This window comes from Thermomonas haemolytica (genome assembly GCF_004346265.1).
Classification (GTDB): domain Bacteria; phylum Pseudomonadota; class Gammaproteobacteria; order Xanthomonadales; family Xanthomonadaceae; genus Thermomonas; species Thermomonas haemolytica.
This window is the reverse complement of record NZ_SMAP01000005.1, coordinates 137,033-150,196: the sequence shown is the minus strand read 5'-3', so window position 1 is coordinate 150,196 and position 13,164 is coordinate 137,033. Positions and strand designations below refer to the sequence as shown.

General features: G+C 71.6%; 12 protein-coding genes. 4 read left to right on the top strand and 8 right to left on the bottom strand.

The window, feature by feature from the left end; translation table 11 throughout:
• Positions 1–106 precede the first annotated feature (106 nt).
• A complete protein-coding gene (locus EDC34_RS08165) occupies positions 107–1,369 on the bottom strand; it encodes an NAD(P)/FAD-dependent oxidoreductase (protein ID WP_114960005.1) in 1,263 nt (420 codons plus the stop codon).
• Positions 1,370–1,414: 45 nt separating this feature from the next.
• Positions 1,415–1,897: an FKBP-type peptidyl-prolyl cis-trans isomerase gene (locus EDC34_RS08160; RefSeq protein ID WP_114960004.1), complete on the bottom strand. Its 483-nt coding sequence runs from the start codon at positions 1,895–1,897 to the stop codon at positions 1,415–1,417.
• A gap of 61 nt (positions 1,898–1,958) precedes the next feature.
• Between EDC34_RS08160 and EDC34_RS08155 the strand changes: the two genes are divergently transcribed.
• Together EDC34_RS08155 and EDC34_RS08150 are read left to right on the top strand one after the other, a co-directional pair.
• Complete coding sequence (locus EDC34_RS08155; protein ID WP_114960003.1) at positions 1,959–2,525, top strand: C40 family peptidase; 567 nt, start codon at positions 1,959–1,961, stop codon at positions 2,523–2,525.
• A 148-nt stretch (positions 2,526–2,673) separates the two neighbouring features.
• A complete protein-coding gene (locus EDC34_RS08150) occupies positions 2,674–3,390 on the top strand; it encodes a C40 family peptidase (protein ID WP_240311081.1) in 717 nt (238 codons plus the stop codon).
• A 115-nt stretch (positions 3,391–3,505) separates the two neighbouring features.
• Here EDC34_RS08150 and EDC34_RS08145 read toward each other — a convergent pair whose 3' ends face one another.
• Together EDC34_RS08145 and ssb are read right to left on the bottom strand one after the other, a co-directional pair.
• The gene (locus tag EDC34_RS08145; RefSeq protein WP_114960002.1) at positions 3,506–4,003 is read right to left on the bottom strand and encodes an acyl-CoA thioesterase; all 498 of its coding nucleotides are present in this window, start codon (positions 4,001–4,003) and stop codon (positions 3,506–3,508) included.
• Positions 4,004–4,041: 38 nt separating this feature from the next.
• Positions 4,042–4,587, bottom strand: coding sequence for a single-stranded DNA-binding protein (ssb, locus tag EDC34_RS08140; protein ID WP_114960001.1), 546 nt, complete (start codon positions 4,585–4,587; stop codon positions 4,042–4,044).
• 138 nt (positions 4,588–4,725) lie between these two features.
• Here ssb and EDC34_RS08135 point away from each other — a divergent pair, with 138 nt between their 5' ends.
• Positions 4,726–5,724: a polyprenyl synthetase family protein gene (locus EDC34_RS08135; protein WP_114960000.1), complete on the top strand. Its 999-nt coding sequence runs from the start codon at positions 4,726–4,728 to the stop codon at positions 5,722–5,724.
• A gap of 57 nt (positions 5,725–5,781) precedes the next feature.
• Here the strand turns inward: EDC34_RS08135 and EDC34_RS08130 are convergent, their stop codons facing one another.
• From EDC34_RS08130 to EDC34_RS08115, 4 genes are all read right to left on the bottom strand, one after another.
• Positions 5,782–6,564 (bottom strand): dienelactone hydrolase family protein, encoded by a 783-nt coding sequence (locus EDC34_RS08130; RefSeq protein ID WP_114959999.1) that lies wholly within the window; start codon positions 6,562–6,564, stop codon positions 5,782–5,784.
• Positions 6,565–6,672: 108 nt separating this feature from the next.
• A complete protein-coding gene (murD, locus tag EDC34_RS08125; RefSeq protein ID WP_114960042.1) occupies positions 6,673–8,067 on the bottom strand; it encodes a UDP-N-acetylmuramoyl-L-alanine--D-glutamate ligase in 1,395 nt (464 codons plus the stop codon).
• A gap of 4 nt (positions 8,068–8,071) precedes the next feature.
• Entirely contained in the window at positions 8,072–9,526 is a 1,455-nt protein-coding gene (murL, locus tag EDC34_RS08120; RefSeq protein ID WP_114959998.1) for a UDP-N-acetyl-alpha-D-muramoyl-L-alanyl-L-glutamate epimerase, read from the bottom strand.
• A complete protein-coding gene (locus EDC34_RS08115; protein WP_114959997.1) occupies positions 9,523–12,165 on the bottom strand; it encodes a bifunctional aspartate kinase/diaminopimelate decarboxylase in 2,643 nt (880 codons plus the stop codon). The genes murL and EDC34_RS08115 overlap by 4 nt, the downstream gene beginning before the upstream one ends.
• A 118-nt stretch (positions 12,166–12,283) precedes the next feature.
• Here EDC34_RS08115 and EDC34_RS08110 point away from each other — a divergent pair, with 118 nt between their 5' ends.
• On the top strand, positions 12,284–13,150 hold the full coding sequence (locus tag EDC34_RS08110) for a PhzF family phenazine biosynthesis protein (protein ID WP_114959996.1): 867 nt from the start codon (positions 12,284–12,286) through the stop codon (positions 13,148–13,150).
• Positions 13,151–13,164: the final 14 nt, after the last annotated feature.

Here is a 13,164-nt window from a genome sequence, read left to right as displayed (position 1 = left end):
CTGCCGACGGGCATGCAGATACAGCCGCTCCGGAAAGCCGCCCACTGGCGCCGCACGCCACCGTGTGCGTCCAGCCGCATGCCGGGCACGGGATCGGGACGCGCCGTCAGACGAAGCGCGCGGGATCGAACGGGGCCGGGTCCAGGTCCGGCGCGCGACCGCTGATCAGGTCGGCCAGCAGTTGCCCGCCGCCGGCGCTCATGCCCACGCCCATCATGCCGTGGCCGAGGTTCAGCCACAGGCCCGGCTGGCCGGGGGCGCGGCCGATCAGCGGGATGTCATCGCGGCTCATCGGCCGCCAGCCGCACCATTTCTCCTGCACCTCGGGCCCGGTGGGCTGCCGCAGGAACTCCGTCGCGCCGCGCTCCAGCGCGCCCAGGCGGCGCTCGTTCAAGCTGTCGTCGAAGCCGGAGAACTCCATCGTGCTGCCCAGCCGGTAGCCGCCGCGCCAGGACGTGACGCAGACCGAGGGCTCGATCAGCACCAGCGCCCGCTTCGGCAGCAGCGCGGGCGGTGCGTAGGTGATCGAATAGCCCTTGCCGGGCTGGATCGCGCCGCGCAGCCAGCGCAGGCCGACCGTGCGCGCCAGCAGCGGCGCCCAGGCGCCGGTGGCCAGCACCACGTCGCGGGCCTGGATGCGGCCGCGGCTGGTATCCGCCACCAGGCCGTGGCGATCGCGGGCCAGGCCGCGCAGCTGGCAACGCTCGAACACGTGCCCGCCGCGCAGGCGCAGCACGCGCGCCAGTTCCGACACGTAGTGGTCGGGCCGCAGCGCGGCATCGCCGCGGAATCGGATGGCGCCGGCCACGCCGGGTTTCAGCGCCGGCTCCTGCGCCTCGTAGGCCGCGCCGTCGAAGACCTCGACGTCGATCCCCAGCGCGCGCAGCAGGGGCAGATCCTCCAGCTCGGCGTCCAGCGCGCGGCGGGTGCGGAATACGTAGTCCTCGCCGGCCTCGGTAAACCCGCAGTCCAGGCCGTGGCGTGCGATCCAGTCCGCGATGCGCTGGCGCGAATCCGCCAGCAGGGCGTACTTGGCGCGCGCGCTGGCGGCATAGTCGCGCGCGTTGCAGCGGCGGGCGAAGCCCAGGAACCAGCGCAGGCGGCTGGGCGACAGGCTGGGCTTGACGTACAACGGAGCGTCCGGGGTGAACATCCAGCGCAGCACCCGCGCCAGCGTGCCCGGCCCCGCCAATGGCGGGGCATGGCTGGGCGTGAGGGTGCCGCAGTTGCCGTGCGAGGCGCCGCTGCCGACCGCCCCGGCCTCGATCACGGTGACATCGCGCCCGGCCTCCACCAGCGCCAACGCGGTGGCGAGCCCGGAAACTCCCGCGCCCACCACCAGGCAATCGACCGTCGCGCCTGCCGCCATGTCGCCCCCTGTCCTGCCCCGCGCCGGCGCGGGGCAGATGCTGCGTCAGTGGTGGTGGCCGCCCTCGCCGTGCACGTGGCCGTGCGCCAGCTCTTCCTCGGACGCTTCGCGCACGTCCACCACTTCGATGTCGAACTCCAGGTCCTTGCCGGCCATCGGGTGGTTGAGGTCGACGTCCACCACGCTCATGCCCACCTTCTCGATGGTGACCGCGCGCGGGCCGAAGTTGGTGTTCAGCACCACCTGCATGCCGGGCGCGAGCTTCTGCTCGCCGAAGTGCTTCTTGGGGATGCGCTGGGTCAGGCCCTCGCGGCGCTCGCCGTAGGCCTCGGCGGCGGTGACGGCGGCCTTGAAGCTGTCGCCGGCCTCGCGCCCTTCCATCGCCTTCTCCAGGCCGGGGATGATCTGGCCGTGGCCGAACAGGATGGCCAGCGGCTCGCCGACGTCCTTCGAGCTTTCCATCGGGGCCTGGCCGGCTTCGGCCACGGCATAGTGGAAACGGACGACGCGGTCTTTTTCGATCTTCATGGGTGCTCGCTTTCGGTGGGGCGCTTGTGGTCGCCGGCGGATGCGCCGACACTGCGCGTGGATGAAACCAGCCGACTGCAACCAGCGACCGGAGCCGCATTATCGACGCTACGCGCGGCTGGCGCCATGCCTTGCGCTATTGCTTCTGGCGACGGCATTGGCCGGCTGCGGCAGTGGCCCCGGGCCGCGTCCCGCGCGCCCGGTCGCCGACCGCAGCCACGCCTGGCCGGTGCTGCCGCCGGCCGACCCCGCCAAGGCCAATGCGGTGCTGATCCGCGCCATCAGCCTGGTCGGCACGCCCTACCGCTACGGCGGCAACACCCCGGAAGGCGGCTTCGATTGCAGCGGGCTGGTCGGCTACGTATACCGCGACATGCTCGACCTGCGCCTGCCGCGCACCACCCGCGAGTTGGCCGCGCTGGAAGGCCCGCGGATTCCGCCCTCCCAGCTGACTGGCGGCGACCTGGTGTTCTTCGGCAGCCACGGCGAGGTCAGCCACGTCGGGATCTATGTGGGCGAAGGCCGGTTCGTGCACGCGCCCAGCAGCGGCGGCACGGTGCGGCTGGATCATCTGGACGGGCCTTGGTGGCGCGACCATTACCGCGGCGCGCGGCGGCTGCTGTACTAAAAAGCGAATCACGTCACATTTTCGCAACCGGCACCACCTGAACAGGGCAATGCGCCTGTTCATCTCCGGATTCCCTAACGTTTTCTGAACCCTTTGCCGGCCACGGGCGGGCATAGTCGCCGTTCGTTTCCGGCACCGTGATGACCGCGTGAAGACAGACCACCTGCCCCACGGCCATACCGCCCCCCGACATCGTCGTTTCCCCGCCATCCTCGCTGTGCTGGCGCTGTCCGCCGCCAGCCTGCCGGCGTGGGCCATGAACCCGCCGCCGGCCAAGGCCGACGAAGCGGCTGCGACCGCACCCGCCGCCTCCGCGACCCCGGCGGCGCCGCTGTCGGCGATCGCCGCCGCCCTGCCGACCGCCGCCAGCATCGCCACCCCCGATAATCCGCCGCCGGCCGCGCAGTTACAGGCCCTGCAGAAGGCGCAGGATCAGCTGCAGAACGGCGGCAGCGCCTCCGCCGCGGCCGACGCCAACGGCGGCTCGCTGATCAAGAGCGTGCTGCAGCGCGCCTTCACCCTGCTCGGCACGCCCTACCGCTACGGCGGCAGCTCGCCGGAGGCCGGTTTCGACTGCAGCGGCCTGGTCAGCTACGTGTTCCGCACCATCGGCATCGACCTGCCGCGCGTCTCGCGCGCGATGGCCAGCGAAGGCACCCGCATCGTCAGCCGCGACGCGCTGGCCGAAGGCGACCTGGTGTTCTTCGGCCGCCGCGGCCACATCGACCATGTCGGCATCTACATCGGCAACGGCCAGTTCCTGCACGCCCCGCGCACCGGGCGCGATGTCACCGTGTCCAGCCTGACCAGCGGCTATTGGGCGCAGAAGTACATGGAAGCGCGCCGGCTGCCGGCCGCGGGCTGACCCCCGGCGCGGCATACCGCCGCAGCATGGAAGACGGAATCTCGTTGACGCCGCCTGCGGGCGGCGTCGTCGCATCCGGGGCTCGCACCGGTGCGCCGGAGCGAATCCGCTCGAATCAGCCGCCGGCGTCCGGCCGGTAGCGCGCGATCGCCTGCTCCGCGTTGCGCGCCAGCGCCATCACCTGCTGCGCGTATTCGGCCATGAGCCGATCTTCCTCGGTCGCCGGCCGCCAAGGCGGCACCGGCACCGGGGAGCCTTCCGGCGACGCCAGCGCCACGAACACGATCACGCAATGCGTGCACAGCCGCGCCTCGGCCTCGTCCGCACGCGGGTCGCGCGCACGCACGTCCACCGCGAAATGCATCGAGGTCGTCCCGGTATACACCAAGGTGACCTCCACCGTGACCAGATCACCGATCCGGATCGGCGCCACGAAGCGGAATCCTCCCACCGCCACGGTGACGCTGTACTGGCCGCTCCAGCCGACCGCGGCGGCATAGCCGGCCTGGTCGACCCACTTCATCACCTGTCCGCCGTGGACCTTGCCGCCGAAATTCACGTCCGACGGCTCGGCGAGGAAACGCATGCGCAACTGGCGCTGGCGACCGCTCATGCGGGGCTCCGTGCCGCGCGTGCGCGGCGAGGCGAATTTCAGAACGGGATGTCGTCGTCGAACGGCACGTCGTCGAACGCGGCAGGCGCGGCAGGCGCAGGCGCCTGCTCGCGGCGCGGGGCCGGGGCGCTGCGCTGCGGGCGGTCGCCGCCGCCATAGCCGCCACCGCTGCCACCGCCGCGCGAGTAGCCGCCTTCGCCGCCACTGCGGGACTGGTAGCCACCGCCACCCTCGCCGCCGCCGCGCTGGCCGTCGCCGCCGCCGATCATCTGCATCTCGTCGGCCACGATGTCGGTGGTGTAGTGCTTCACCCCGTCCTTCTCGTAGGAGCCGTATTCCAGGCGGCCCTCGATGTAGACCTGGCGGCCCTTCTTCAGGTACTCGCCGGCGATCTCGCCGAGCTTGCCGAACAGCTTCACGCGGTGCCACTCGGTCTTTTCCTGCGGGTTGCCGTCGCGGTCCTTGCGCACGCTGGTGGTCGCCACGCTCAAGGTGGTGATCGCCATTCCGCCCTGGGTGTACTTCACGTCCGGGTCGTTGCCGAGGTTGCCGACCAGGATGACCTTATTTACGCCGCGTGCCATGGATTGCCTCTCATCTCGTTTCGCCCGTGGTGGACGATGCCAGCGCAGTATAGCTGGCGACCGCCGGTGCAGCCCGCGCCGCGGGGTCGGAAAACACCCCAGCGCTTATACTTCCGGACTCCCCGCAGATCCCGGCCCATGACCGCATCCGCCCACGACCACGCCGCGCCCGACCTGAAGGCGATCCAGTCCCTGGCCGCACCCGACATGGCCGCGATGGACGCCCTGATCCGCCACCGGCTGGCCTCGGACGTGGTGCTGGTGAACCAGATCGCGGAGTACATCATCGGTGCCGGCGGCAAGCGGCTGCGGCCGATGCTGCTGCTGCTGGCGGCCGGCGCCCTGGGCCACCGTGGCGCGGATGCGCACCAGCTGGCGGCGGTGGTGGAGTTCATCCATACCTCGACCCTGCTGCACGACGACGTGGTGGACGAATCCGACCTGCGCCGCGGGCGCAGGACCGCGAATGCGGTGTGGGGCAATGCGGCCTCGGTGCTGGTGGGGGATTTCCTGTACTCGCGCAGCTTCCAGCTGATGGTGGAGCTGGAGCGGATGGACGTGCAGAAGCTTCTCGCCGATACCACCAACACGATTGCCGAAGGCGAAGTGCTGCAGCTGCTGCACGTGCGCAACCCGGACACCGATGAGGCCGCCTACCTGCGCGTGATCGAACGCAAGACCGCGATCCTGTTCGCCGCCGCGACCGAGCTGGGCGCGCTGCTGGCCGGTGCGGACGCTGCCACCCGGCGGGCGCTGCGCGACTACGGCCTGGCCCTGGGCTATGCCTTCCAGATCGCCGACGACGTGCTGGACTACGCCTCCGATGCGGCGACGATGGGCAAGAACCTGGGCGATGACCTGGCCGAGGGCAAGATGACCCTGCCGCTGATCCACGCGATGCAGCAGGTGGATGCCGCCACCCGCGCGCAGCTGCGGCGGATCGTCGAGCAGGGCGACCTCGACGGCATGCCGGTGGTGCAGGCGGCGATCGCGCGCGCCGGCAGCCTGGACTACAGCCGCGCCCGCGCGCTGGAGCATGCGCGCGCCGCGGAAGACGCGCTCGCCGCGCTGCCGGACAATGCCTACACCGAGGCGCTGCGCGGGCTGGCGCGCTACGCGGTCAGCCGCGACCACTGACATCACACGGGCCGGGGCGGCGCGGGCATCCCACGCCGCGTGCCGGATTGCCCGCGCTTACTCGCGCAGCGCGAAACGCCCGGCGAAGAAGGCATGCATCATCGCGTAGGCGCGCCGCGCCGCGCGCGGGTCGTACTTGCAGCCGGGCTTGTCGGCGGTTTCCAGCGCGAAGCAGTGCACCGCGCCGCTGAAGTTGACGAACTGCCAGTCGGCGCCGGCGCGGTCCATCTCCTCCTCGAACGGGACGATCGCGGCCTTCTGGCTTTCATCCGCCGCGCCGTTGAGCACCAGCAGCGGGGTCTTCACCGATCCCGGCGCCGCCGGAGATGCGGTCTTCAGGCCGCCGTGGAAGGTCACGATCCCGGCCAGCTGGGCGCCGCTGCGCGCCAGCTCCAGCACCGAAGATCCACCGAAGCAGAAGCCGAAGGCGCCGATCCGGGTGGAATCCAGCGGCACCTTGCCGGCCTGCGCCTTGAACGCCTCCAACGCGGCCAGCATGCGCGCCCGCATCAGCTCCGGCTTCGGGTACAGCGTCTGCACCTGCGCCAGCGCCTGCTTGTCATCCGCCGGGCGCACGCCCTTGCCGTACATGTCCACCACGAACACCACGTAGTCGCTGCCGGCCTGCTGCTTGGCCTTGTCCAGCGCGGCCGGGGTGACCCCGTACCAGTCCGGCACCATCAGCAGGCCCGGGCGCAGCGCATGGCTGGCATCGTCGTACACCACGTAGCCGCTAAAACGGTCGTTGCCCTGCGTCCATTCCACCGGCTTGGCCTGCATGGCGGCAAACGCGGGGGCGGCGGCGAACAACAATCCGAGGGCGAGCAGGAAACGGCGCATGGCAGAGGCTCCGGGGGAGGAATGACCCGCCTACGCTACGCAAACCGCATTCAGGTGGCGTGAACCCGCGCCCGCCGTCCCGTGGCAGCGCACGTAAGGGACGCGGGCTTACGCGATCCCCATGCCGCGGATGCCAGTGATCGCATCGGGGTCGAACCCCGCCAGCTGCGCGAAGTGGCGGCCGCGCGCCACGTAGTTAGGGTACGCCCCGAAGCTGGGCGCGCCCGGTGAGAGCAATACCACCCCACCCGCCGGCAGCGCCGCGCGCGCCTGCGCCACCGCATCGGCCAGATCGGATGCTGCGCCGAGCGTGAAGCCGGCCTGCGCGGCCACCGGCGCCAGCAGGGCGTGGATGCGCGGACCGTTCTGGCCCATGGTCACCACCGCACGCGGCGCGCGCACGCGCATCGCCGCGGCGAATTCCTCCCACGGCAGGCCGCGGTCATGGCCGCCGACCAGCACCGCTACCGGGCGGTCGGCATACACCTCCAGCGCGGCCAGCGTGGCCATCGGGGTGGTGCTGATCGAATCGTTGACGTACAGCACCCCGTCGCGCTCGCCCAGCGGTTGCAGGCGATGCGGCAGCGGCTGGAACGTGGCCGCCCGCGGCGCCAGCGCCGCCGCGTCCAGCCCGAACGCCTCCAGCGCGGTGAGCACCGCGCACAGATTGCTGCGGTTGTGGCAGCCCGGCAGCGGCAGACGCGCGGTGTCCATCACGTGCTCATCGCCGCGGTAGAGCGCATCCCCGCGCAGATGCCAGCCGCGCGCATCGCCGTACCAGCGGATCTCGCTATCGGGCAGCGTCAACGTGGCCAGCCGCGGGTCGGCGGCGTTGAGCACGGCAATGTGCGGGCGCGCCTGGGTCACCAGCGCGAGCTTGTCGGCGATGTAGCGTTCCTGCCCGCCGTGCCAGTCCAGGTGCTCGGGGTGCAGGTTGGTGACGATGGCGATTTGCGGGCGCGCGCCGGAGGCGGCCACGTCGCCCGTCTGGTAGCTGGACAGCTCGATCGCCCAGGCTTCGGCCTGCGCGTCCAGCAGCTCCAGCAGCGGCAGGCCGATGTTGCCGGCCAGCGCGGTGCGCAGTCCGGCGGCGCGCAGCAGATGCGCCAGCAGCGCGCTGGTGGTGCTCTTGCCCTTGGTGCCGGTGACGCAGAGCGTACGCGCCAGGGTGCCGTCGTCGGCATGCTCGGCGAACCACAGCGCGGTGCCGCCGAGGAAGCGGGTGCCCTGCGCCGCGGCGAACGCGGCCTCGGGCCGGTACGGGCTGATCCCGGGCGACTTCACCACCACCTCGAACGCGGCCAGGCGCGCGGCGCTGGCCTCGGTCTCGACCGCCAGCCGCGGATCATTCAGGGCCGCGGCCTGCGCGGCCTCGGCCGGGTCGCAGAACAGGGTCAGCGTCTGCGCGGGCAGGCGCGCGCGCAGCGTGTGGTAGGCGGCGCGGCCTTCGTGGCCCCAGCCCCACAGTGCGACCCGGCGCCCGGCCAGGTCGGCGATGCGCAGCACCTCAGGCAGCGAAGCGGTCACGCAGGCGCTCCCACAGCGCGGCGGGGATGCGGTGCTCGCCCTCCGGCACCAGCAGCGGCGCGAGGGCCAACTCGGCCGCGTCCAGCTGCGGCAGGATTTCGCGCACGAACCGGCGCACCACCGCGTCCTCGCGCCATTCCGGGCGCTGCGCGAGGAACGCCATCGCCGCGCGCGACTCGCGCCCCTCGCCCACGCATTCGAACGGCTTGTGGTCCTGGTATTCCAACAGCGCGTCGAAGCCGGGGATCTGCGCCGGATCGTCCAGCAGATTGCGGCCGGTGATGCCCACCAGCCGCAGCTTGGGCATGAACGGCGCCAGCGCGAGGAACACGAAATGGCACTTCGGGCAGACCCCGCACCAGCGGCTGGTGGGGCGCTCGCCGAGGATGTGGAAGTTGCGGTTGCAGCTGGAGAAATGCGCGTCGTAGCGGTCGGTTTTGGCGAACTGGCGCGCCACCGCCAGCTCGCTCAAGGGGCGCAGCAGGGAGTAGTAGCGCAGATCGGCGGCCACGTGCGTCTGCAGGTAATCACCGAACGCCGATTCGAACGCCCAGCCCTTCGACCACTGGTGGTTGACCTCGCCGGTGCCGGGGATCAGCGAGCCGTAGCTGGCCGAGCGCTCGTTGGAGAACACCACCTGGTCCACGCCCAGCACCACCGCGGCGAACGCGAGGATGGCCGAGTTCACCGCGGTCACCGGGATATGCCCGTTCCACGCGCCCTGGCGGTTGAAGTCGAACAGCTGCGGCGCGAGCTGGCGGCCGATGTTGAGGGTGGGCAGCCCGGTCTGCGCGGCGCAGGCGGCGATCAGCTGCGAGCCGCCGATCCAGGCCACCGTCTGCTCCACGCCCTCGGCGCGCAGCGCCTCGATGCTGACCAGCGAATCCTTGCCGCCGCCGATGGCGACCAGCGCGTGCGGGCGCAGGCCGAGCGCGGGGGCAAAGCCCCTCTCCCCCCGGGAGAGGGGTTGGGGTGAGGGTACGGCTTGCGAAGAGGCAGCCTCAGCCGCCGAACCCTCACCCCCAGCCCCTCTCCCGGCGGGAGAGGGGAGCGTGGCGGGAAAGCGGATGCGCGCGCGCAGGTCCAGCCCGTTGCGGTAGGCGAACTCGCCCAGCCCATTGCGGTACACGCTCTCCAGCAGCGCGGCGGTATCGGCATCGATGGCATAGCCATCGATGCGGATTTCCTCCGGCACCGCCGCCTTGTAATAGCTGACGCCGGCGATCAGATGCAGCAGGCGCAGGGCGCGTTCCGCCGCGGCGGCGCGGGCGTCGTCCAGCACGAACGGCGCACCCGGCAGGGTGATGGTCTCGACCAGCGCAGGGCCGTCGTCGAAGGCGTAGGCCAGGCGCGCGATGCCGCTGCGCGCATCGAACTCGCAGTGCAGGAAACGGAAGACGCGGATGGCGTCGCGGTTGAAGGTCCAGTCGGTCATGGGGATTGGCAGGCAGATGCGATCGCGTCGTGATCGAGGATGGCCTCGCCCGGCAGCGCGCGCAGATTGTAGGCACTGGCCATCGCAAAGCCGTAGGCACCGGCGTCCGCGACCAGCATCACGTCGCCCGGCGCGGTGGCGGCGGGCAGCTTGACGCGGTGGCCGAACACGTCGCTGGATTCGCAGATCGGGCCGACCACGTCGAAGTCGTGGCGGTCCGCATCGTCCAGCCGCGACAGGTTGTGGATGTCGTGCCAGGCGTCGTACAGCGCGGGCCGGATCAGCGCGTTCATGCCGGCATCCAGCCCCACCCGGCGCACGCCGTCCTTCTCCACCACCTGGGTGGCGCGCGCCAGCAGCACGCCGGCCTCCGCCACCAGGAAGCGGCCCGGCTCGATCGCCAGCTTGAACGCCGGGTGCACCGCCTTGACCGCGGCCAGCCCCGCGCCCCAGGCGTCGAGGTCGAGCGGCTCGTCGTCATCGCTGTAGGGGATCGGCAACCCGCCGCCGATGTCCAGCACCTCCACGCTGCCGATCCGGCGCGCAAAGCCGGCCAGCTCGTCCACCACCTGCTGCCAGTGGCCGACGCTCTCGATCCCGCTGCCCAGGTGCGCGTGCAGGCCGGTGATGCGCACGTCCAGCGCGCGCGCGGCGTCCACGAACTCGTCCACCCGCTGCGCCGACAGCCCGAACTTGGCTTCCTTGCCGCCGGTGTTCACCTTGGCGTGGTGGCCGTCGCCGTGGCCGAGGTCGATGCGCAGCCACAGCGCGTGCCCGCGGAACACCTCCGGCCAGCGCCGCAGCAGCTCCACGTTGTCCACGGTGACGGTGACCCCGCGCGCCAGCGCCGCCGCGTATTCGTCGATCGGGGCGAAGCTGGGCGTGAACAGCACCCGCTGCGGATCGAAGCCGGGCAGCGCCGCGAACACGCGCTCCAATTCGCCCAGCGACACGCATTCCAGCCCGAAGCCCTCGCCCGCCAGCGCGCGCAGGATGTCGGGGTGTGAATTCGCCTTGATCGCGTAGTAGCGGCGATCCACCGCGGCGATCGCCTTGAGCTGGCGCGCGCGTGCCAGCACCGTCGGCAGGTAGTAGACGTAGCGCGGCGTGGCGTCCTGCGCCAGCTGCAGCAGCGCCGCGCGCTCCTGCGGCGCCCGCCACCACGGCACCGGGCGCGGCCTGAAAGACCCTTCGATCTCGCGCCAGCGCGGGCCGAACACCTCGGCCTCGTACACCGGCATCGCGCCGGAGTCGATCAGCGCCGCGTGCAGCCTGGGCAGCATGCCGTCGGCCGCGGCCTCGTCCACCACGAAGGTGAGGTTCAGATCATTCGAGGACTGCGAAATCAGATGCACGTTCTCGCGCCCGAACATCGCCCACACGTCCTGCAGCTTGTGCAGCAGCGCGCGCATGCCGCGCCCGACCAGGGTGATCGCCGCGCACGGCGCGATCACCCGCACCCGGCAGATCTCGGCGAGGTCGGCCGACAGCGCCGAGAGCACGTCGGTGGTGACCAGGTTCTCGGACGGGTCCAGCGACACCGTCACGTTGGTCTCGGCCGAGCCGATCATGTCCACCGACAGCCCGTGGCGCTTGAAGCGTTCGAAGATGTCGGCCAGGAAGCCCACCTGCTGCCACATGCCGATGCTTTCCATCGACACCAGCACGATGCCGTTGCGGCGGCTGATCGCCTTCACCCCGGGCACCGGCTCCGCGGCCTCGTCGATGCGGGTGCCCGGCAGGTGCGGGCGCTCGGTGTCGAGGATCGCCATCGGCACGCCGCTGTTGCGGCAGGGCCGCAGCGAGCGCGGGTGCAGCACCTTGGCACCGGTGGTGGCGATTTCCTGCGCCTCGTAATAGTCCAGACGGGTCAGCAGGCGCGCGTCCGGCACCTCGCGCGGGTTGGCGCTGAACATGCCCGGCACGTCGGTCCAGATCTCCACCCGGCGCGCACCCAGCAGCGCGCCAAAATAGGCGGCCGAGGTGTCGGAGCCGCCGCGCCCGAGGATCGCGGTGCCGCCATCCTGGTGGCGGGCGATGAAGCCCTGGGTGATCAGCAGGTGGCTGGGCTGCGCGGCGAAACGCGCGCGCCAGCCGGGATCGGGCTGCCACTGGCAGTTCACCGACAGCCGCTGCGCCCACGCGCTCTGGTTGGGCTGCGGCGGCAGCGCGGTGAGCCAGTCGCGGGCGTCCATCCAGCCGATGTCCAGCCCCTGCGCGCGCAGGTAGGCCGCGCCGAGGGTGGAGGACAGCAGCTCGCCCTGCGCCAGCACCTCGGCCTGCCAGTCGAGCAGGCGGTCGGCGGCGCGCGGATCCTCCAGCAGGCCGCGCAGCGCGGCCAGGCGCGCACCCAGCACGGCCTCGGCGTCCAGCCCGAGCTCGCCGGCAAACGCGCGGTGGCGCGCTTCCAGCTGTGCCACGCGTGCGGGCGCATCCGCCGCGCCGTCGGCGATTGCCGTCAATTCGTTAGTGACGCCCGACAGCGCCGAAACCACCACCAGCACCCGCGCGCCGTCTTCCTGCGCCCGGGCCGCCGCCAGCCGGCCGATGGTGTCCCAGCGCGTGCGTTTGGAGACCGAGGTGCCACCGAACTTGAGCACCAGCCAGCCAGCATCGGACGCGAGGGGACGTGTGGACATGGATCCGCGGGGATTAAGGGAGTCGGAAGGAACGAGGACGGCAGATGAAGAAAATGCCGCGGGCCGCGGCACTGGTGCATTCTAGCGGCCCCGCCCCGGCGTCCGTCGATTGCCCGCCATGATCCGTCGTTATCTGCAGCTGGATGTGTTCGCCGCCCGCCCCGGCCAGGGCAACCCGCTCGGCGTGGTGCTGGATGCGCAGGGCCTGGACGGCGCCGCGATGCAGTCGCTGGCGGCCTGGCTGAATCTCTCGGAGACGGTGTTCTTCCTGCCACCCGAGGCCGGCGCCGACTACCGCATCCGCATCTTCACCCCGGGCAGCGAGCTGCCGTTCGCCGGCCACCCCAGCGTGGGCGCGGCCTGGGCCGTCGTCCAGCATCGCCTGGCGCAACCCAGCGCCGGCAGGCTGGTGCAGCAGTGCGGCGCCGGGAACCTGCCGGTGCGGATCGAGATGCAGGACGCGCAGTTGCTGCCGTTCGTGCGCAGCCCGCGCGCGCGCGAAGTCGCGCGTCATGACGGCGCGCTGCCGAACGGGCTGGATGCCCTGATCGCGCCCGGCACGCAGGCCATGCTGTGGGACAACGGCCCGCGCTGGTGGTTGCTGGAAGCCGCTTCCGCCGCCGCGCTGCGCGCGTTCCGGCCGGACTTTTCCGCGCTCGCGGCCTGGACCAATGCCACCGCCGCCACCGGGGTCGCGGTATATGCCTTCGAAGCATCCGCCCAGCATGCGCTGGCGGTGCGCGCGTTCTGCCCTGGGGACGCGGTGAACGTGCCGGAAGACCCGGTCACCGGCAGCGCGAATGCCGCCATCGCCGCCTGCCTGCACCGCCAGGGGCGGCTGCCGGGCGCGGATGGCACCTACGTGGCCAGCCAGGGCCGCGAACTGGGCCGCGACGGACGGGTCTTGGTGCGGGTGGATGGCGATGGCGAGGTCTGGATCGGCGGCCAGGTGCAGCAGGTGATCGAAGGCCGGCTGGACTGGTAATCTGCGCGCCCTTT